This is a genomic window from Streptomyces sp. NPDC086787, assembly GCF_044745865.1.
In the GTDB taxonomy this organism is placed as follows: domain Bacteria; phylum Actinomycetota; class Actinomycetes; order Streptomycetales; family Streptomycetaceae; genus Streptomyces.
The window spans coordinates 272,162-292,284 of sequence record NZ_JBIVBC010000001.1 but is presented as its reverse complement, the minus strand read 5'-3'; the positions used below and the strand labels follow the sequence as shown (position 1 = coordinate 292,284).

17 protein-coding genes are annotated in these 20,123 nt (G+C 71.2%); 4 read left to right on the top strand and 13 right to left on the bottom strand.

The features are described from left to right. Positions 1 to 135: 135 nt before the first annotated feature. From ACIPK3_RS01310 to ACIPK3_RS01290, 5 genes are all read right to left on the bottom strand, one after another. Positions 136 to 984 carry a hypothetical protein gene (locus ACIPK3_RS01310; protein ID WP_402565523.1) on the bottom strand — a complete coding sequence of 283 codons (849 nt, stop codon included), beginning with the start codon at positions 982 to 984 and terminating at the stop codon, positions 136 to 138. A 263-nt stretch (positions 985 to 1,247) separates the two neighbouring features. Continuing rightward, complete coding sequence (locus tag ACIPK3_RS01305) at positions 1,248 to 1,487, bottom strand: chaplin (protein ID WP_402565521.1); 240 nt, start codon at positions 1,485 to 1,487, stop codon at positions 1,248 to 1,250. A gap of 406 nt (positions 1,488 to 1,893) precedes the next feature. After that, positions 1,894 to 2,913 carry a chaplin gene (locus ACIPK3_RS01300; RefSeq protein WP_402565519.1) on the bottom strand — a complete coding sequence of 340 codons (1,020 nt, stop codon included), beginning with the start codon at positions 2,911 to 2,913 and terminating at the stop codon, positions 1,894 to 1,896. Between the two features lie 132 nt (positions 2,914 to 3,045). Next, complete coding sequence (locus ACIPK3_RS01295; RefSeq protein WP_402565518.1) at positions 3,046 to 3,273, bottom strand: chaplin; 228 nt, start codon at positions 3,271 to 3,273, stop codon at positions 3,046 to 3,048. 222 nt (positions 3,274 to 3,495) lie between these two features. Continuing rightward, positions 3,496 to 3,906, bottom strand: coding sequence for a rodlin (locus tag ACIPK3_RS01290; protein ID WP_402565516.1), 411 nt, complete (start codon positions 3,904 to 3,906; stop codon positions 3,496 to 3,498). Positions 3,907 to 4,140: 234 nt separating this feature from the next. On the opposite strand from ACIPK3_RS01290, the gene ACIPK3_RS01285 reads away from it, so the two are divergent. Together ACIPK3_RS01285 and ACIPK3_RS01280 are read left to right on the top strand one after the other, a co-directional pair. Beyond that, on the top strand, positions 4,141 to 4,551 hold the full coding sequence (locus tag ACIPK3_RS01285; protein WP_402565514.1) for a rodlin: 411 nt from the start codon (positions 4,141 to 4,143) through the stop codon (positions 4,549 to 4,551). Between the two features lie 230 nt (positions 4,552 to 4,781). Further along, a complete protein-coding gene (locus ACIPK3_RS01280; RefSeq protein ID WP_402565512.1) occupies positions 4,782 to 5,189 on the top strand; it encodes a rodlin in 408 nt (135 codons plus the stop codon). 58 nt (positions 5,190 to 5,247) lie between these two features. Here ACIPK3_RS01280 and ACIPK3_RS01275 read toward each other — a convergent pair whose 3' ends face one another. The 4 genes from ACIPK3_RS01275 to ACIPK3_RS01260 form a co-directional block, all read right to left on the bottom strand. After that, positions 5,248 to 7,182 carry an AMP-dependent synthetase/ligase gene (locus ACIPK3_RS01275; RefSeq protein WP_402565510.1) on the bottom strand — a complete coding sequence of 645 codons (1,935 nt, stop codon included), beginning with the start codon at positions 7,180 to 7,182 and terminating at the stop codon, positions 5,248 to 5,250. A gap of 81 nt (positions 7,183 to 7,263) precedes the next feature. Further along, positions 7,264 to 8,811: a von Willebrand factor type A domain-containing protein gene (locus tag ACIPK3_RS01270; protein WP_402565508.1), complete on the bottom strand. Its 1,548-nt coding sequence runs from the start codon at positions 8,809 to 8,811 to the stop codon at positions 7,264 to 7,266. 334 nt (positions 8,812 to 9,145) lie between these two features. Beyond that, positions 9,146 to 10,018, bottom strand: a complete 873-nt coding sequence (locus tag ACIPK3_RS01265; protein WP_402565506.1) for an ABC transporter permease — start codon at positions 10,016 to 10,018, stop codon at positions 9,146 to 9,148. Next, a complete protein-coding gene (locus tag ACIPK3_RS01260; protein WP_402565504.1) occupies positions 10,015 to 12,669 on the bottom strand; it encodes a CocE/NonD family hydrolase in 2,655 nt (884 codons plus the stop codon). Before ACIPK3_RS01260 ends, ACIPK3_RS01265 begins: the two co-directional genes overlap by 4 nt. Before the next feature lie 115 nt (positions 12,670 to 12,784). Between ACIPK3_RS01260 and ACIPK3_RS01255 the strand changes: the two genes are divergently transcribed. After that, positions 12,785 to 13,201 carry a GNAT family N-acetyltransferase gene (locus ACIPK3_RS01255; protein ID WP_402565502.1) on the top strand — a complete coding sequence of 139 codons (417 nt, stop codon included), beginning with the start codon at positions 12,785 to 12,787 and terminating at the stop codon, positions 13,199 to 13,201. Between the two features lie 3 nt (positions 13,202 to 13,204). Here the strand turns inward: ACIPK3_RS01255 and ACIPK3_RS01250 are convergent, their stop codons facing one another. Further along, on the bottom strand, positions 13,205 to 14,623 hold the full coding sequence (locus tag ACIPK3_RS01250; protein WP_402565500.1) for an APC family permease: 1,419 nt from the start codon (positions 14,621 to 14,623) through the stop codon (positions 13,205 to 13,207). Between the two features lie 353 nt (positions 14,624 to 14,976). On the opposite strand from ACIPK3_RS01250, the gene ACIPK3_RS01245 reads away from it, so the two are divergent. Then, the gene (locus tag ACIPK3_RS01245) at positions 14,977 to 15,828 is read left to right on the top strand and encodes a hypothetical protein (RefSeq protein ID WP_402565498.1); all 852 of its coding nucleotides are present in this window, start codon (positions 14,977 to 14,979) and stop codon (positions 15,826 to 15,828) included. A 63-nt stretch (positions 15,829 to 15,891) separates the two neighbouring features. Here ACIPK3_RS01245 and mmsA read toward each other — a convergent pair whose 3' ends face one another. From mmsA to iolB, 3 genes are read right to left on the bottom strand one after another with little or no spacing between them, the layout of a single operon-like run. Further along, positions 15,892 to 17,394 carry a CoA-acylating methylmalonate-semialdehyde dehydrogenase gene (gene mmsA, locus ACIPK3_RS01240; RefSeq protein WP_402565496.1) on the bottom strand — a complete coding sequence of 501 codons (1,503 nt, stop codon included), beginning with the start codon at positions 17,392 to 17,394 and terminating at the stop codon, positions 15,892 to 15,894. 14 nt (positions 17,395 to 17,408) lie between these two features. After that, positions 17,409 to 19,307: a 3D-(3,5/4)-trihydroxycyclohexane-1,2-dione acylhydrolase (decyclizing) gene (gene iolD / locus ACIPK3_RS01235; RefSeq protein WP_402565494.1), complete on the bottom strand. Its 1,899-nt coding sequence runs from the start codon at positions 19,305 to 19,307 to the stop codon at positions 17,409 to 17,411. After that, positions 19,304 to 20,119 carry a 5-deoxy-glucuronate isomerase gene (gene iolB / locus ACIPK3_RS01230; protein WP_402565492.1) on the bottom strand — a complete coding sequence of 272 codons (816 nt, stop codon included), beginning with the start codon at positions 20,117 to 20,119 and terminating at the stop codon, positions 19,304 to 19,306. Before iolB ends, iolD begins: the two co-directional genes overlap by 4 nt. Between the last annotated feature and the right edge of the window lie 4 nt (positions 20,120 to 20,123).

The following is a 20,123-nucleotide window of genomic DNA, read 5'->3' as shown; positions in this document are numbered from 1 at the left end:
TCTCGGCAACTCAAGTCACCTCGGGTGAATCTGACGCTGTGTGCAACGATTCCCGGCCGGTGCGGAAACGCCGAGGCCGTCGGGACGGCCGCGGTGGCAGCCGGCCCGACGGCCGTACGAGCGGGACTTCCCAGGTCAGTCGAGGGACACCGGGAGCGTGGGCAGCGACGTCGGCAGACCCGTCGGCGTGGGCAGCTCGGTCGGCAGGCCCGTGGGCAGACCCGTCGGCGTGGGCAGCTCCGTCGGCAGGCCGGTGGGCGTCGGCAGCACAGTCGGCAGGCCGGTGGGCGTCGGCAGGCCGCCGCCGGGCAGCGCGGCGTCGAGGAGGTCGACCAGCGCGGTGAGCACGGCCCTGGTCGCGGACACGACCTGGCCGACGTCGCCCGTGGTGACGGCCGCCAGCAGGCCCTGCAGCGCCTCCTCGAGGGCGGCGAGCTCCTCGGTCGGGAGACCAGGCACGGTCGGCAGAGCGGTGGGTGTCGGGAGCGTCGGCAGGCTGGTGGGCAGAGTGGGCAGGCTGGTCGGGAGCGTCGGCAGGCTGGTGGGCAGAGTGGGCAGGCTGGTGGGCAGCGTGGGCAGGCTGGTGGGCAGCGTGGGCAGGCTGGTCGGGAGCGTCGGCAGGCTGGTCGGCGTGGGAAGAGCGGTCGGGGTCGGCAGGCCCGGAATCGTCGAGGTGATCTCGGCGATGACCGCCTTCACCGCGTCGGTGATCTGCTGGGCCTCCTCGGGGGTGAGGACACCGTCCTCGAGGGACTGCTCGATCAGCTCGGCGAGCTGCTCGAGCGCCGGGCCGGGAGCACCCAGCTCCCGCAGCTCCTTGGTCCGGCCGAGGACCGCGTCCACCTCGGCGGCGGACAGGCGGGACGCCTCGTGCTTCCGGTCACCGGCCGAGTCGGCCGCGACGGCGGCCGCGCCGACGACACCGACCAGGAGAGAGGCACAGAGGGCACTGGACGCGACGCGTCGAGCGGTCAGACCACGCATGGGGTTCCTTTCGAAGTGCGCCGGATCGCGGCGCAGGGGGATTGGAACCACCGTCGAACGCCTCATCACCCATCGCAACCTATCGACCTCGGAACGTAGTCGACGCCGTCCCCGGGACGACAGAAACAGACCTGGTGAGGGGGCCTGCCGTCGGCACCCCCTCCCTCTCGCGGCGGGCATCCCCCGTTCGGGGGAACGCAAACCGGCCGCCCTTCCGCGGTTTCCCGCGGGAGGACGGCCGGCCGAAGGGGCGCTGTGCGACGTCAGCCGTTGGCGCAGGTGTTGCCGAACGCCGGGTTCAGCAGGCCGATAACGTCAACGGTGTTGCCGCAGACGTTGACCGGAACGTGAACCGGGACCTGAACAACGTTGCCCGACAGCACGCCCGGGGAGTTGGAGGCGCTGCCCGACGCGCCGCTGTCAGCGGCGGCGATGCCGGCCGCGCCGGCAACGGCGGCGGCGGCAGCGGTGGTCAGGACCAGGCCCTTCGCAATACGCGACATGGAGAAATGCTCCTTGGGGGTTGTCACAAACATCCGGACGGGGATTGCCCGGCGCACTGTCAACGCGCGGCGCTCTCCCGGGTTGCGCCCCCAAAGGGGTGATCTCCGCAGGAAGAGAATATATTCACGATTTCAGCACACTTAATCACTTACTTGGACTAACGCAGCGTTCGTGACCAAGAGGCTGCCCAGCTCGTTCTCCCCGCGAAGGCGGGAGCTGCGCACACGCCGAAGTAGGCGCGCCTGAAGACACGTCGGGTGCCCTGAGGGCATGCGTGGGCGCGGCGGCGCGCGGAGTGCGCGTCGGTCGTCGCCGCGCCGCGAAGCCCGCAACGGGCTGTGGCCCCGGGCGACGCCCGGGGCGGTGGATGCGGGTGCCGGACCGCGAGGTCCGGCACCCGGTCCGTCAGCGACGGGCCGCGACTCGGCCCCGTCGGTACAGGATGGTCCCGCCCGCGATCAGGGCGGCGCTGACGGCGGACGTCGCCAGCATGGCCCCGGTGCCGGTGTGCGCCAGCTCGGGCGTCGCCTGGGTCTCCCTCTCGGGAACATCCGGCGTCCCGGGCTTGGCCGGCGGCTGTACCAGCGGCGTCACCGGGGGCGTCACCGGCGGGATCACCGGGGGCGTCACCGGCGGAACCACCGGAGGCGTCACCGGCGGGACCACCGGAGGCGTCACCGGCGGAACCACCGGAGGCGTCACCGGCGGAACCACCGGAGGCGTCACCGGCGGGGTCACGGGCGGCGTCACCGGCGGCGTCACCGGCGGGGTCACCGGCGGCGTCACCGGCGGCGTGGTGGTCGGCGGCGTGGTGTCGTTGCCGCAGTTGTTCCCGAACACCGGGTTGAGGACACTGACCACGCCCACCGAGTCACCGCACACGTTCACCGGCACGTCGACCGGGACCTGAGCGGTGTTGCCGGAGCCGACGCCGGGCGAGTTCGAGGTGGAACCCGACGCGGACGATCCGGAGGTGCTCGAAGTACCCGCGTTGCCGCCGCCGTTGTGGCAGCTGTTGCCGAACGCCGGGTTCAACAGGCCGACGACGTCGACGGAGTTGCCGCACGCGTTCACCGGCACGTCGATCGGGGCCTGAACCGTGTTGCCGGACGCGACGCCGGGCGAGTTCGAGGAGGAGCCCGCGGCGGACGCTCCGGAACCCGCGGTGGTGCCCGCGGTGCCGCCGTCGTTCGCACAGCTGTTGCCGAACGCCGGGTTCAACGCGCCCACGACATCAATCGAGTTGCCGCACAGGTTCACCGGCACGTGGACCGGGACCTGGACCGTGTTACCGGACGCGACGCCGGGCGAGTCCGAGGAGGCCCCGCTCGCATCCGAGTCGGCGAGCGCGGCGCCGCCACACAGGGACAGGATGCCGGTCGCGGCGGCTGCCGCGACCATTCCCCTGCTCAGGGTCTGTCGCAATCTCGTTCGTCTTCCTGCTTGAAGAAATGGGAGAACCGGCCTCGGAACGGAGAATCCAAGGCAAGCAAGGGATCAACGGTCCGAGGCCGGCCATGGCGAAGCCGGGCGTCCTGCGTGTTCGCGCTTACGCGGTCACTGGTTGACGCAGGCGTTGCCGGCGGTCGGGTTCAGCAGGCTGATGACGCCGATGGAGTCACCGCACAGGTTGATCGGAACCTCGACCGGGACCTGGATGACGTTGCCCGACAGAACACCCGGGCTTCCCGCGGCGACGCCCTGGGCGCCGGTGTCGGCGAACGCCGGAACAGCGCCGCCCAGAGCCACGATCACGCCGGCGAGTACAGCAGCGGTCTTCTTCATGACTTTCCCTCTTCTCCGCGGTCATGCCCGTGACGAACGGCCGGAGCCGGGCGAGCACGACATGTACGGCTCGCACCATGACCGATGATTTCTAGAACGAGGGATGGACGTCCGAAGAAACTGCGGAACACCCGCCGCCCGGGAATTCACTCCAACGCCCTTACGGAATGGTCCGCGGACAGGTGAAGTGCATGTCCCGGGCGCTGGATTCGAGTACGAGTCTCAGTTGTTGGTGGTGCCGTTGCCGGACAGGGCCGAGATGTCGTCCGCGATGTGCGACAGCGGCTCGTCGCCCTTGGCCTGCGTCGAGTTCTCGGCGCACTGCTGCGTCTGCGGCGACGACAGGACCGGAACGTCCTGGACCGCGACCGGGATGAGGCCGATCAGGGAGCCGGCGTTCGCCTTGGCCGGCAGGCCGACGCAGAGCTTGTTCAGCGAGCCCTGGACCAGGGAGGCCTGGGGGCTCAGGTCACCGGCGGTGGCCGAGTTGCCGAACGACTCGGTGGCGCCGACACCGCTGGCGGAGGTGGTGCCGCTGTCGTTGCCGATGGCAAGCGCCTCGGGGGCGACCGCCGCCGACACACCAACGACGGACGCGGCGACCGCAGCCGCGGCCATTGCCTTCTTGAGCATTTCGCTATTCCTTTCCTGTCCTGGCTTCCCGCCAAGACTCACGTTCCTGCCCTCGCATCAACCCGATTGGACGGGAATGGTTGCGGCCCATCACCCGTTTGGCCGTGTGCGGCGCATTGAATTCAGTCGAGTCGTCCGATGAGCCGACCGGGTGAATGACAGCAACCATGCCGTCCGGCGGCAGTTGACCAGGGCGCTCCGGTGGACGGGGTTTCTCCAGAAAGGGAACTGCACGTGATCAAGAAGGTTCTGGCTTCCGCCGCGGTCGCCGCGTCCGTCGTGGGTGTCTCGGCCGCCGCCGCCTCGCCCGCGCTCGCCATCGGTGACGACCAGGGCACCACCTCTGCCAGCGGTGTCGGGGCCAGCCAGTCGTTCGGCAACTCGGCCACTTACGGCAACATGAGCCCCCAGATGGCGCTCATCCAGGGCTCGTTCAACAAGCCCTGCATCGGCCTGCCCGCCAAGGCGAACGTCGGCTCGCTCGTCGGCCTCGTCCCGGTCGGCGTCCAGGACATCTCGGTCCTGTCGTCGCCGCAGACCCAGCAGTGTGTCGAGAACTCGACCCAGGCCAAGGGTGACGAGCCGCTGTCGCACATCCTGGAGGACATCTCGGCCCTGTCCGGCAACGGCACCGGCAACAGCTGACCGGACCCACCCGGCCCCCTCGGGGCCGCCGCAGCAGCGGGTCGCCGAATTCCGGCGGCCCGCTGCTGTGCGTTGCGCCGGCATGCGCACGAAGGGCATACATGGGGCGCTTGTCCCATGATCGGACTGAGCTGCGCCGATCGGACCAACCCCCGCAACCCTGGCATACCCCACACAGTTGACGATCATGCAGCTCCTCCCCGGAGTCCGCCTTTTCGAAGGGAACGAACATGAAGAAGCTGTGGGCAACCGCGGCCGTCGCCGCCTCTGTCGCCGGTCTCGCGGGCGCGGCCGCCCCGCAGGCCCTCGCCATCGGCAACGACACCGGCACCACGTCCGCCAGCGGCACCGACGCCTCCTCGGTGTTCGGCAACTCGGCCACCGCCGGTGACCTGAGCCCGCAGATGTCGCTGGTGCAGGGCTCGCTGAACAAGCCTTGCGTCGGTCTCCCCGCCAAGGCGAACGTCGGCTCCCTGATCGGTCTCATCCCGGTCGGCGTCCAGGACGTCAACGTCCTGTCCTCCCCGCAGACGCAGCAGTGCACCGAGAACTCGACCCAGGCCAAGGGCGACGAGCCGCTGTCGCACATCCTGGACGACATCTCGGCCCTGTCCGGCAACGGCACCGGCAACAGCTGAGCCCTCCAGTTCCGCCGCGGCGGGCCACCGGTCGACCGGTGGCCCGCCGTTCGCGTTGTCAGGCGCGGTACAGCGCCTCGATCTCCTTCGAGTACGCCGCCGCCACCATGTTCCGCTTGACCTTGAGCGACGGCGTGAGCATGCCGTTGTCCTCGGTGAACTCCCCCTCGACCAGGGCGAAGGCGCGGATGGACTCGGCGCGCGAGACGGCGTCGTTGGCGTAGTCGACAGCCCTTTGCACCTCGGCTCGCAGCCGTTCGTCCCGCACCAGTTCGGACAGCGGGGTGTCCGCGGGCAGCTTCCGCACGGCCAGCCAGTGGGCGACCGCCTCGGGGTCGAGGGTGACCAGGGCGGCGACGAAGGGGCGGTTGTCGCCGACGACCAGACACTGGCCGACCGGCGACCGGCTGCGCAGCCGGTCCTCCAGCACGGCCGGGGAGACGTTCTTGCCGCCCGAGGTGACGATGATGTCCTTCTTGCGGCCGGTGATGGTGAGGTAGCCGTCGTCGTCGAGGGAGCCGAGGTCCCCGGTGGCGAACCAGCCGTCGCCCAGCACCTCGTCGGTGGCGGCCGGGTTGTTCCAGTACGACCCGAAGACCAGCCCGCCCTTGACCAGTACCTCGCCGTCGTCGGCGATGCGGACCGCCGCGCCCGGGACGGGCCGGCCGACGGTGCCGGGGCGCGGGTCCAGCGGGGGCACGATGGTGGCGGCCGCGGTGGTCTCGGTGAGGCCGTAGCCCTCGAAGACGACGATTCCGGCCGCGCAGAGGAACAGGTTCAGGTTGCGGTCGAGCGGGGAGCCGCCGCTGATGGCGTAGCGCAGACGGCCGCCCAGCTCCTTGCGGATACGGCGGTAGACCAGCAGGTCGTACAGGGCCCAGGCGGCGTACAGCCCGGGGCCCGGGCCCTTGCCCTTGCCCTTGCCCTTGCCGAGGAGCCCGCGCAGGTACGCCTCCGCGAAGCGCACGGCGATCCGGTCGGCGCGTTCGAAGGCGGCGCCCCGGCCGACCCGCTCGGCGGTGGCGCGTCCGGCGTCGTGGATCCGCTCGAAGAGATACGGCACCCCGACCAGGAAGGTGGGACGGAACTCCCTGAGCGCCGGACGGAGTTCGGCGGGCCTGACGCTGGGGAAGTGGCCGATCTCGACGCGGCCCATCAGACAGGCGATCTGGAGCGTGCGCCCCATGATGTGGGCGAGGGGCAGGAACAGCAGGGTGGAGGCCTTCTGCCCGGTGACCGCCTCGAAGGCCGGGTTCAGCAGCTCGAACGTGTTGGCGGACTCGGCGTGCAGGTTGCCGTGGGTGAGGACACAGCCCTTGGGGCGTCCGGTGGTGCCCGAGGTGTAGCAGATCGTGGCCACCGTGCCGGGGGTGAGGGCGGTACGGCGCCCGGTGACCTCATCGGCCGGTATGTCCCGTCCCAGGGCGGTCAGTTCGGCGACGGCGTCCATGTCCAGCCGCCACAGCCGCGGGGGTTCGGGGTGGCCGGCGGTGCCCTCGGTGACGGTGGCCGCGTTCTCCGCGGTCTCGGTGACGACGTGCCGGGCGCCGGAGTCGCGGACGATCCACTCCACCTGCTCGGCGGAGGAGGTGGGGTAGACCGGGACGCTCTGGCCGCCCGCCGCCCAGATCGCGAAGTCCAGGACGGTCCACTCGTAGCGGGTGCGGGACATGACGGCGACCCGGCCACCCGGTTCGAGACCCGCCGCGATCAGCCCCTTGGCGGCGTCCATGACGTCACGGGCGAAGCCGGCCGCGGTGACCGGGCGCCAGGTGCCGTCCGGCTCGCGGCGGCGCAGCACCACCGTGTCGGGGGCCTCGGCCGCGTTGGTGAAGGGCACGTCGGCGATGGAGCCGGTCGTGGCGGGCGGGACCAGCGCGGGTGTGCCGGCCTCGCGCACGACGCCGTGCTCGTCCCTGACGATCCGTGCCCGAGCGCGGGTCACCGGGCCACCGCGCTTTCGTGCCCGCTTCAACTCCGCGTGTACGCCCATGACGACCCCCGTCGCGACCGTGGCTGCTCTGACGGAACGTTCTGACCAAAGGTCAACCTACTCAGGGCCGATCCCGGGGCACTACCCCCGTGACCGGCTCGCCTCGCCTATCGACGCGGCGAGTTCGCTCACCTCCCGGTCGCCGGTCGCGTCGGCCAGATCGGTGGCGTGCCGCTTGAGGGCGGCGAGCCCGGGGTCTCCCGGCAGCGTCCTCCCGCTGCCGGCCGAGTCGCGCAGGGCGTCGGCGAAGTAGGCGGCGACGGCGGTGACCTGGAAGCGGTCGGACGCGGTCCAGACGGAGTCCTTCAGGGCCTTCGTCTCCAGTCCACCGGAGGCCTCGTGCGGATCGCGGGTGCCGGGGTCGAGCCAGCGCACGGTCGCCGTGGCGAGGTGGCCCGAGGCGTCGTGCCGGGTGCGGACGGCGTAGAGGGCGGTCACGGTGTGGCCGGGGCCGACCTCGCCCCCGTCCACGCGGTCGTCGCGGAAGTCGTCGTCGGCGACCTCCCGGTCGTCGTAGCCGACGAGGCGGAACTCGGCGACCGTGTGCGGGTCGAAGGCCACCTGGGCCTTGGCGTCGCGGGCGGTCACTTCGATGTTCCGCGGGAGTTCGTCGCGGAACACCTCGCGGGCGTCCTCGGTGTCGGAGACGTACACCGTGTGTCCGTCGCCCCGGTCGGCGAGGCGTTCCATCAGGGCGTCGCCGTAGTCGCTGCCGACACCGACGCCGAAGAGGGTGATGCCGTGCTCGCGGCGGGCCTTCGAGATCCGTTCCAGGATGGAGTCCGGGTCGGTGTCACCGGTGTTGGCGAGCGCGTCGGAGATGAGGACGACGCGGTTGGTCGCGCCCTTGCGCAGTCCCTCGACGGCGGTGTCATAGCCGGTCTCCACGCCCGCGCCGAGGTTGGTGGAGGCCTCCGCCTCCAGTGTGTCGATCGCGTCGTGGACCTTGCCCCGGTGTCCGCCGAGCCGGGTCATCGGCAGCACGGTCTCGGCCTCCTCGCTGAAGGTCACGATCGCCACCGAGTCGTCGTCGCGCAGTTGGTCCGTCATCGTGCCGAGGGACTTCCTGGCGAGGTCCAGGCGGCCGGGTTCGTCCATGGATCCGGAGATGTCGATGACGAACGTGAGGGCGGCGGGCGGGCGTTCGCCGGCCGACTCGGCGTCCCGGGTGGCCAGGCCGACCCGGACCAGGGACCAGTCGGACCCGCCGGTACGGGCGCCGTCGACCGTGACGGAGAAGTCGTTGCCGTCGGGGCGCCGGTAGTCCTGGCGGAAGCTGTTGACGAACTCCTCGGGGCGGACCGTGGACGGATCGGGCCACCGGCCGTCGGCGAGGGTACGGCGGGCGTACCCGTAGGAGGCGGTGTCCACGTCCAGGGCGAAGGTGGAGAGGTGGTCGGCGGAGGGGGCGCCGTCCGCCTTTCCGCGCGCCGTGTCCGAGTCCTGGCCCCGACCTTGGCCCTGGCCGGGGGCCGGCGCCGGGAGCCCGCCGTTCTTCGCGCCTCCGCGACTGTCGCTCGAACCGCCGGGGCCGCCCGCGCAGCCGGTGAGCAGCAGTCCGCCCGCCGTCGCGAGCGCGACCAGCGCGCTGAGCGCACCGCGCCCGCCCGATGTCCGGTGTCGCTTCATCTCGTCCGCCCCCTGTGCCGGTTGATGTCAACATCTGTGACTTTGACGGCACGGGCGGTCGTAACGTACGACACGGAGCATTGCGGATGCGTCTCGAACCGGCCACGGAGCGGGCCCTTCGAGACCGGTGGGTGACGTTCCGGTGATCTAGGGTCTGTCGTTTGGATCACGCCGCGGACACGGGGCCCGGCACGCACGGCCGCCGCGTTGTCGTCGGTCGCCGACGCGCCGCGTCGACTCCCTCCTCCGCCTTGCAGCCGCACGCACCAGACCCCGCTCGCCCCCATTGAGGAGGCACCGTCGGCATCCTGCGACCTGATCCGAACAACAGACCCTACGAAACCACGTCCTTGCGGGCAAAACCCCGGAAGGCCAGGGCGAACAGGATGACGGCGTACGTTACCGAGACCGCCGCGCCCTGGATCATTCCCGACCATTCGAGATGCGGCTGTACGGCGTCGGCCCAGGCGAACTGCCAGTGCGCGGGCAGGAAGTCGCGCCAGTCCTCGAGGGCGGTGACGGCGTCCAGGACGTTGCCGACGATGGTCAGGCCCACCGCGCCGCCAACCGCGCCGAGTGGCGCGTCCGTTCTCGTCGAGAGCCAGAACGCGAGTCCGGCGGTCACCAGTTGGGAGACGAAGACATAGGCGACGACCACCAGGAGACGCTGGGCGGCGGTGCCCGGGGCGAGCGCTCCGCCGGTGGGGATCTCCAGCGGGCCCCAGCCGTAGGCCGCCGTGCCGACGGCGATCGCCACGAGCGGCAGCAGCATCATCGCGGCCAGGCTGAGCCCGAGCCCGACGACCAGCTTGGACCACAGCAGGCGGGCCCTGGGCACGGGCGCGGCGAGCAGATAGCGCAGGGAGGACCAGCTCGCCTCCGAGGCCACCGTGTCGCCGCAGAACAGGGCGACCGGGATCACCAGCAGGAAGCCCGCCGAGACGAACAGGTTCACCGCGGCGAAGTTGGCGCCGGACGCGGTGGCCGTGTCCATCAGGGTGACCCGGCCGTTCCGGCTCTCCGGATCGCCGCCGATCGCGAAGGCGATCAGCAGCACGAACGGCAGTACGGCGAGGATCGCGCCCATCACCAGGGTGCGGCGCCGCTTGAGCTGCCGGACCAGTTCCACCCGCAGCGGGAGCGTGCGCCCGGCGCGGTAGCCGGAGGCCGTCCCGGCGGCTTCGGCGCGCTCGGTGAGCGTGCTCATGCGGAGCCTCCGATCAGGGTGAGGAAGGCGTCTTCCAGGCGCCGGTGGGGGCCGACCGAGGCGACGGGCACCTCCAGGCGCACGAGTTCCACGACCAGCCGCTCGGCGGTGCCGCCGGGTTCGAGGCGGATCAGCAGGCCGTCCTCGGCGCGGACCGCGGAGGCGACGCCGGGCAGCGCGGCCACCTTCTCCATGAGCGGCTCCTCGACCGGGGTGCCGGTGCCGACCAGCAGCGTGTCCCCGGAGCCGATGATCTCCCGCACCGGGCCGGCCTGCACCAGGCGGCCGCGGTCCATGACCACCAGGTGGGTGCAGGACTGCTCGACCTCGGCCAGGAGGTGGCTGGAGACGATCACCGTGCGACCCGCGGCCGCGTAGCGGATCATCACCTCGCGCATCTCGCGGATCTGCGGCGGGTCGAGGCCGTTGGTGGGCTCGTCGAGGATGAGCAGGTCCGGCAGTCCCAGCATGGCCTGGGCGATGGCGAGGCGCTGGCGCATGCCCTGCGAGTAGGTGCGCACCGCACGGTCGAGCGCGTCACCGAGGCCGGCGATCTCCAGGGCTTCGGCGAGGTGCGCGTCCTCGGGCGGGCGGCCGGTCGCCCGCCAGTACAGCTCCAGGTTCTCGCGGCCGGAGAGGTGCGGCAGGAAGCCGGCGCCCTCCACGAAGGCGCCCACCCGGGACAGCACCGGCGTGCCCGGCCGGACGGCGTGCCCGAAGACACGGATTTCTCCGCCGTCGGGCTTGATCAGGCCCATCAGCATGCGCAGGGTGGTGGTCTTGCCCGCGCCGTTGGGACCGAGCAGTCCCAGTACCTGGCCCCTTTCGACGCGGAAGGACAGCTCCCGCACGGCGTACCGGTCGGTGGAGCGCGCGTAGCGCTTGCTCAGGTCCGTTATCCGGAGCGGAACATCGGCCAGGCCGGGATCGGGCGCGGAGTGCGCCGTACGGCGGCGGCCGGTGAGCAGCAGGGTCAGGGCGAGGACGGCTCCGGTCGCGGGCAGCCACCAGACCCAGGCGGGCAGCGGGGCGGCCGCGGTGGTGACACCGGGGGCCGTGGGCACGCTCAGGCCGCCCTTGAGGGCGACGGTGTAGGTGGCGGGGGCGGCCGGGGAGGCGTAGCCGAGGTCGGTGGAGGCGAGGACCAGACGGAGCCGGTGGCCCTTCTGCACCGCGTGGTCGATCGCCGGGAGGGTGAGCTTCACGTCCTTGCCGGACCGGGCACCCTCGATCCTGAGGGGGGCGACCAGTTGGGAGGGCAGTACCTGTCGTCTGCCGTCGGGGGCGACGTCGTACACCTTGCCGAACAGGACGGCGTCGTCCCCGGTGGAGCGGACGTGGACGGTGGCCGTGGGCGAGCCGGTGATCCGCAGGTCGCGGGTGACCGGTGCGGAGTCGAAGTGGGCGTACTGGTCGGGGAAGTCGAGGGACACGCCGATGCCGAGGGAGGACAGCTGGGTGAGTCCGCCCGCGGTGCCGAGGCCGGGCAGGGCGGACACGGCGGGCGGACTGGCCCCGGCCGGGTTGGCGAAGCTCTGCTCGCCGCCGGTCAGCGGGACGGCGCGCCGGTCGTTCGCCAGGCCGGGGTAGGTGGCGGCGCTCGCGCCGCGCAGCCGGGCGGCGCCGTCGGTGGTGTCGACGCCTCCGGTGCGGGTGACCCGGAAGGCGGGACCGGTGTCGATGCCGCGGTCGCCCTTGAGGTAGCGGTCGAACCAGGTGCGCACGCGGGCCTGGACGCGGCCCTCCTCCAGGTCGCCGCCGTCGTGGCCGCCGGCGATCCAGTCGACGTCGACGGGGGCGCCGTTGGCTCGGATGGCCTTTTCGGCGGCGTCGGTCTGGGCGAGGGTGAACAGGGAGTCGGTCTGGCCCTGCGTCAGGAGGGTCGGCACCTTGATGCGGTCGGCGACGGCGGACGGCGAGCGCTCCTCCAGCAGTGCCCGGGCGGCCGCGTCCGGCTTGCCGGAGACGGCGACCCGCTCGTACATCCGGCACAGCGCGGGCTCGAACCTGGCGCAGCCGCCGCCCGTGTTGAAGAAGACGCCGGCCCAGAGCTTCTTGAAGACGCCGTCCGGGAACAGGGCGTCCGCGAGGTTCCAGTAGGTGATCGCCGGGGCGATGGCGTCCACCCGGTGGTCGGATCCGGCGGCGAGCAGGGAGATCGCCCCGCCGTACGAACCGCCGGCCACGCCGACGCGGGGGTCGCCCGCGCGGTCGAGGCGCACCTGGGGCTGTCCGGCCAGCCAGTCGATGAGCCGGGAGACGTCGGCGACCTCGTGCTTCGGGTCGTTCAGGCCGATTTTCCCGGTCGAGCGGCCGAAGCCGCGCGCGGACCACGTGAGCACCGCATACCCGTCGCGGGCGAGGTCCTCCGCCTGTCGGCCCACGTCGGTCTTGCTGCCGCCGAAGCCGTGGGCCAGGAGGACGGCGGGGCGGCGGCCGGCGGTGGTGGACGTGAAGTAGGAGGTGTCGACGCGCGTGCCGTCGTCCATGGTCATGACCCGGTCGGTCCGGTGCACCGGGGGTGTGTCGCCGGAGGCGGCCACGGCCGTCCAGGTGCCCACTCCGGCGAGCAGGACGACGGCGGCCGCGGCGGCCATGATGCGCCGCGGCCCCCGAAGCAGCCCGCCCGGACGGGGCGTTCGAAGATGCATGCCCCAACGGTACGGGCCGCCGCTGACAACCGGAGCGGCCGACGGGCTGAACCCGGGCCCCTCCCCGAGGAGTACGGGTCTGCCGCCGGGTACACCAGCCGTGGTAGGCAGACGCATGGAGATTCGCCGCGCAGGCTCCGTCGCCGAAGTCACCGTCGCCGAGCACCTCTTCGACCATCCCGTCCGCGCCGAGTGGGCCGAGCGGTTCCTCTCGTCCGCCGGACATCATCTGTTCCTGGCCTACGAGGAGGGTGCGGACGCCCCCGTCGGCTTCGTCAGCGGCGTCGAGACGGTCCACCCCGACAAGGGCGCCGAGATGTTCCTGTACGAACTCGCCGTCGCGGAGCCGTACCGGCGCCGGGGCATCGGGCGGGCGCTGGTCGGCCGGCTCGCGGCGTTGGGCCGGGAGCTGGGCTGTTACGGGATGTGGGTGCTGGTCGACACCGGGAACGACGTCGCCCTCGCCGCCTATCGCAGTGCGGGCGGCGAGGACGACGGTTCGTGCTCGGTGGTGACGTGGGACTTCGCGTGACCGTCAGGCCTGCGCGTCCTCCGGGATCGACACCAGCCAGCGGGTCTCGCGGCGGGGGCGGAGGTAGAGGGCCCAGTAGAGGGTGGCGACGGCGGTGATGCCGCCGGTCCACAGCAGGTAGACGGTCTCCTGCTGGCTGAGGATGTAGGCGAGCACGGCGATGAGCAGGACCGGCACCGCGGGCCACAGCGGCATCCGCCAGGCGGGGGTGTGCTGGTGGGAGCCGCGCCGGGCGAGCAGGGCGGCGACCGCGACGAGCAGGTACATGCCGGTCACGGAGACGCCCGTGACGCCGTACAGGGTGTCCAGGTTGACGAAGCAGAGGAGCGCTCCGGGGACGCCTACGGCGAGTGTGGCGACCCAGGGGGAGCCGAAGCGGCCGAGCTTGGCGAGGACGTTGTTGACCGGCTCGGGCCAGGCCTTGTCGCGGGCCGAGGCGAACAGGACGCGCGAGTTCTGGATGACCATCACGATGCCCGCGTTGATGATCGCGAGGGCCACGCAGAGGCTCACGAAGGTGCCGACGGCCGAGTTCGACCAGGCGGTGACCATGGAGCTGATGTCGCCGCCGGTCAGCTCCTCGAGGTCGGAGGCGCCCATGGTGATGGCGACGACGGGGACCAGGATGATCACGGAGGAGATGGCGAGGGTGGCGAGGACCGTGCGGGCGACGTTGCGACGCGGGTTCTCCAGTTCCTCGGAGAGGTAGACGGCGGTCGAGAAGCCCTGGGTGACGAAGAGGGCGATCGCGAGGCCGGAGACGACCAGCATGGCCGTCACGGTGTCCGTGTGCCCGTTTCCGCCCGCCACCTGCATGGAGACCAGGCTTCCGGCCCCGCGGTGGCTGTGGGTGAAGCCCAGCAGGGCCACGACGCCCGCGGCGATGACCTCCAGGACCAGGAAGACGCCGGTGATCCAGGCATTGGCGCGCAGGTCGAGCAGGCCGGCCAGGGTGGCCAGCAGCATCACTCCGGCGCCGGTCAGGGCCGGGTCGAGGTGTACGAGGGGGGCCAGGTAGTCGGCCGTGCCCATGGCGATCACCGGCGGCACGATCATGACGACCAGCAGGGAGAGCACGAACACCAGCCAGCCCGCCAGCCGCCCGGCCATCGTGGAGACCATGGCGTACTCGCCGCCCGCGCTGGGGATGAGGGTGCCCAGCTCCGAGTAGCAGAACGCCACGGCGATACAGAGGAGGGAGCCGATGGCGATCGTCAGGGCGGTCGCGGTGCCGAGGGAACCGAACAGGTCGGGGACCACCACGAAGAGCGTGGACGCCGGTGTGACGCACGAAAGCGTCAGCAGGGTGCCGCCGACCACGCCGATGGAACGCTTGAGCTTCTGGGGGCTGTCGGAGGTCTGTGCGGCGGGCGCGGTGTCCTGGAGGACGGCGGTCTGCACGGGGCGGAGCGTGTCGGTCATTCGGCGGTTCCGATCGACTCGTGCGGCGGTGGTCCGGGCGGGAGCGCTATCGCCTCCGGCGGTTCGCGTCGTGCATCTCTTCAAGTTGCTCCCGGCGCTGATGGAACCCCGACGAAAACCAAAGCGTCAATGGGTGTTCACCTACGGAATCCGTAGGTGAAGGCCGTCCTTGATCGCGAAATCGGCAGTTTCCCTCAGCTCTTCCCCGGAATCGCCCATACGAGATTCGCAGTACGGGCGTCAAAAAAACGTCAGGAAAAACCGTCGCACCCCTGTCGTAGGCGCCCGCTAGAGTCCTTGTGTCATAAAGAACACCATCACAACAGCACACAAGAACTACGGGGTGGGGACAGATGAAGCTGCGGCACACTGCGGCCTGGGTGGGATTCACGGCGGCGGCTCTGGTGGCGGCCTCCGCGTGCAGCACCGAGGGCGCAAAGACGGCGGCCAAGGCCGTGGACAACGCCGACGACAAGATCATGGCGGCGCTGACCCGGGCGACCGACCGCACGCAGAACCTCGGCTCGGCCGAGGTGACGATGAGCACCGACCTGGGCACCGGCACCGGCCCGATCAGCATGGACGGCACCTACTCCTGGGGCCGTGGCTTCGCCTTCGACGTCGACATGGACACCAGGGCCGCCCAGATGCAGACCCTGACCAGCTCCCCCAAGGTCCGCATGCTCTTCGTGGACGGCGCCTACTACTACGACGTCGACCCGCAGCCCTCCGGCCCCCTCAAGGGCAAGGAGTGGATGAAGATCGACGGCTCGGCGGTGTTCGGCGACAAGGGCAAGCAGGCGATGGCCGGGAGCACCGGCGGCGGCAGCCCGGTGGCCTCCATGAAGGCCCTCAAGTACGCGAGTGACGTCGACGACCTCGGCAAGGAGACCGTCGACGGGCAGAGCACGACCCACTACCACGCCGTGATCAAGGCGGACCAGATGGGCAAGTTCAAGGACGTCTACGGCGACCAGGGCAACATGTTGAACCAGATGACCGGCGCCAACGGCTCGATGGTCATGGACATCTGGGTGAACGGCAAGGACCTGCCGGTCCGCCTGAAGGAGAAGTTGGGCGCGGCCACCGTGACCATGGACTTCAAGAAGTTCGGCCAGACGGTGGCGGTGAAGGCCCCGCCTGCCTCGCAGACCGGCGACCTCACCGAGCTGGTCAAGGCGCAGCAGAAGAAGAGCCAGGGCTGAGCCCGGACGCGGCGGCGCCCCGTCCTCTCCCCCGAGGGGAGGGCGGGGCTCCGGACCGCCGGCTCAGTGGTTGCGCGGGAAGCCCAGGTCCACGCCCGCGGGGGCCTCGGACGGGTCGGGCCAGCGCGTGGTGACGACCTTGCCGCGGGTGTAGAAGTGCGTGCCGTCGTTGCCGTAGATGTGGTGGTCGCCGAAGAGCGAGTCCTTCCAGCCGCCGAAGGAGTGGTAGCCCACCGGGACCGGGATCGGCACGTTCACGCCGACCATGCCCGCCTCGATCTCCAGCTGGAAGCGGCGGGCGGCTCCGCCGTCGCGGGTGAAGACCGCGGTGCCGTTGCCGAACGGCGATGCGTTGATGAGGGCGACACCCTCCTCGTAGGTGTCCACGCGCAGCACGCACAGCACCGGGCCGAAGATCTCGTCCTGGTACGCCTTGGCGCCGGTCGGCACCTTGTCGAGCAGCGAGATGCCGATCCAGTGGCCGTCCTCGAAGCCGTCCACCGTGAAGCCGGTGCCGTCCAGAACCACCTCGGAGCCCTCGGCCGCCGCGCCGGTGACGTAGGACGCCACCTTGTCGCGGTGCACCTTGGTGATGAGCGGGCCCATCTCGGAGGACGGGTCGTTGCCGGGGCCGATCTTGATCTTCTCGGCGCGCTCGCGGATCTTCTCCACGAGTTCGTCGCCGATGGAGCCGACCGCGACGACCGCGGAGATGGCCATGCAGCGCTCGCCCGCGGAGCCGTAGGCCGCCGAGACGGCGGCGTCGGCGGCCGCGTCCAGGTCGGCGTCCGGCAGCACCAGCATGTGGTTCTTGGCGCCACCCAGGGCCTGGACGCGCTTGCCGTTCGCGGAGGCGGTGGTGTGGATGTAGCGGGCGATCGGGGTCGAGCCGACGAAGGACACGGCCTTGACGTCCGGGTGCTCCAGGAGGCGGTCGACGGCCACCTTGTCACCGTGGAGGACGTTGAAGACGCCGTCCGGCAGACCGGCCTCGGCGAGCAGCTCGGCGATCTTCATCGCGGCCGACGGGTCCTTCTCGGACGGCTTCAGCACGAAGGTGTTGCCGCACGCGATGGCGATCGGGAACATCCACATCGGGACCATCGCCGGGAAGTTGAAGGGCGTGATGCCGGCGACCACGCCCAGCGGCTGCCGGATCGAGGCGACGTCGACGCGGCTGGCGACCTGCGTCGACAGCTCGCCCTTGAGCTGCACGGTGATGCCGCAGGCGAGGTCGACGATCTCCAGGCCGCGCGCCACCTCACCGAGGGCGTCGCTGTGCACCTTGCCGTGCTCGGCGGTGATCAGCTCGGCGATCTCGTCGCGGTGGGCGTCCAGCAGTGCCCGGAACTTGAACAGGATCGAGGTGCGCTGGGCCAGCGAGGACTGGCCCCAGGTGGCGTAGGCGTCCTTGGCGGCGGCCACCGCCGCGTCCACCTCGTCCACGGAGGCGAAGGCGACCTTCGTGGTGACCGCGCCGGTCGCCGGGTCCGTGACCGGCCCGTACGTACCCGACGCGCCTTCGACGGTCTTGCCGCCGATCCAGTGGTTGACGATCTTCGTCATGCCCGGTTGCTCCTTCACAGATGGCGGCGTCGGGTGGAGACGTGCCGTTCGTACAGCTCACGTGCCTCGACCGCGGACGCTCGGGTCGCGGTCTCGGCCACAGGAACATCCCACCAGGCCTGTGCCGAAGGCGCGCCCGACACAGTGTCGGCCGTTTCGGTCTCCACGTAGACACATGTGGGAGTGTCGGCGGCCCGCGCCTCGGCGAGCGCCGCCCGCAGGTCCCGCACGGTTTTCGCGCGCAGCACCCGCATGCCTAGGCTCGCCGCGTTGGCGGCGAGATCGACCGGCAGGGGGGCGCCCGTATGGGTGCCGTCCTCGGCGCGGAACCGGTAGGCGGTGCCGAAGCGCTCACCGCCCACGGACTCGGACAGCGCGCCGATCGAGGCGTACCCGTGGTTCTGCAGCAGCAGGACCTTGATCGCCACGCCTTCCTGCACGGCGGTGACGATCTCCGTGGGCATCATCAGATAGGTCCCGTCGCCCACCAGGGCCCACACGGTCCGGCCGGGTGCGGCGAGCCGCACACCGATGGCGGCGGGGATCTCGTAGCCCATGCACGAGTACCCGTATTCCAGGTGGTACTGGTCGCTGGACCGGGTCCGCCACAGTTTGTGCAGGTCACCGGGGAGGGAACCCGCCGCGTTGACCAGGATGTCGGTCTCGTCGACGAGGGCGTCCAGCGCGCCGAGCACCTGGAGCTGGGTGGGGCGGGCGTCCGGTTCGTCGGCCGCGTAGCACGCGTCGACGAGCCGCTCCCAGCGGTCCTTGTCCCCGGTGTACTCGGCGACGTAGGCGTCCGTGGCCCGGTGGGCGTGCAGTGACAGCGCCTCGGCCAGCTCGGCCAGGCCGCTGCGGGCGTCCGCGATCAGGGGGGTGCCGGCCAGCTTGTGGCCGTCGTAGGACGCGATGTTGAGGTTGAGGAAGCGGACGTCCGGGTTCTCGAAGAGGGTGCCGGAGGCGGTGGTGAAGTCGGTGTACCGGGTGCCGACGCCGATCACCAGGTCGGCGTTTCGGGCCAGCGCGTCGGCGGTGGCGGTGCCGGTGTGGCCGATGCCGCCGACGTCCTGCGGGTGGTCCCAGCGCAGGGAGCCCTTGCCGGCCTGGGTGGCGGCGACCGGGATGCGGGTGGCGGCGGCGAACTCGGCGAGCGTGTCCTCGGCGCGGCTGTGGTGGACGCCGCCGCCGGCGATCACCAGCGGCCGCTTCGCCGCCCGGACCAGCCGCACCGCTTCGGTGAGTTCGGCGGGGTCGGCGCCCGGCCGACGTACGCGCCACACGCGTTCGGCGAAGAACGCGTCCGGCCAGTCGTACGCCTCCGCCTGCACGTCCTGCGGGAGGGCGAGGGTGACGGCTCCGGTGTCGACGGGGTCGGTGAGCACCCGCATCGCCTGGAGGGCGGCCGGGATCAGGGCCTCGGGGCGGGTGATCCGGTCGAAGTAGCGGGACACCGGCCGCAGGCAGTCGTTGACCGACACATCGCCCGCGTAGGGGACTTCGAGCTGTTGCAGCACCGGGTCGGCGGGCCGGGCGGCGAAGACGTCGCCCGGCAGCAGCAGGACGGGCAGGTGGTTGACCGTGGCGAGGGCGGCGCCGGTGACCAGGTTGGTCGCGCCGGGGCCGATGGAGGTGGTCACCGCGTGCGTGGACAGACGGTTGGACTGGCGGGCGTAGCCGACGGCCGCATGCACCATGGACTGCTCGTTGCGGCCCTGGTGGAACGGCATGGCGTCGCCGTACTCGACGAGCGCCTGCCCGATCCCGGCGACGTTGCCGTGGCCGAAGATGCCCCAGGTGGCGCCGATCAGCCGATGGCGTACGCCGTCGCGCTCGGTGTACTGGGCCGACAGGAACCGGACGAGCGCCTGAGCGACCGTGAGCCTCGTCGTCGGGGTCTGCGTCGTCGGGGTCATCGGTAGCCCTCCGTGTGATCGGGGTGGAAGCAGATCCGCCACTCCCGGGTCTCGCCCGGTCCGGACATGACGTTCAGGTAGTACATGTCGTGTCCGGGCTGGGCGATCGACGGGCCGTGCCATCCGTCGGGTACGAGGACGGCGTCTCCGGAGCGGACCTCGGCGAGCACGTCGGTGCCGCCCGGTCGGGAGGGGAACACGCGTTGGTAGCCGAAGCCGTTCGGGCCGTCGATCTCGAAGTAGTAGATCTCCTCCAGCTGCGACTCCACGCCCGGCCGGTGCTCGTCGTGCTTGTGCGGCGGGTACGAGGACCAGTTGCCGCCGGGTGTGATCACCTCGACGGCGATCAGCCGGTCGCACTCGAAGGCGTCGGCGGAGGCGAAGTTGCGGACGCGGCGCGAGCAGTTGCCGCTGCCGCGCACCTCGACGGGAACCTCCGGCGCGGGACCGTAGCGGGCGGGGAGTCGTCGCTCGCACTTCGCTCCTGCCAGGGCGAAGCGGCCTCCCGCGCCGGAGGCGATCTGGACCCGGGCGTCGCGGGGCGCGTAGGCGAAGTCGGACGCCTCACCGAACACGCTTTCCCTACCCAGGAGTTGGAACTCCGATCCTTCCGTCCGGACGGTACAGCCACCGCTCAGCGGAAGCACGATCCATTCACTGTCCCCGGTGGTGAAGACATGCGTGCCGTTCGGTTCGAGTTCGACGACCCGCAGGCTGCTGTGGGTCCATCCGGCACGTTCGGGGCCGATGTCGAGCACGTACTGGGGGCCCGCGGTCGAGCCGTTGCGCAGGTGTGGGTCAGTGCTGGTCATACGG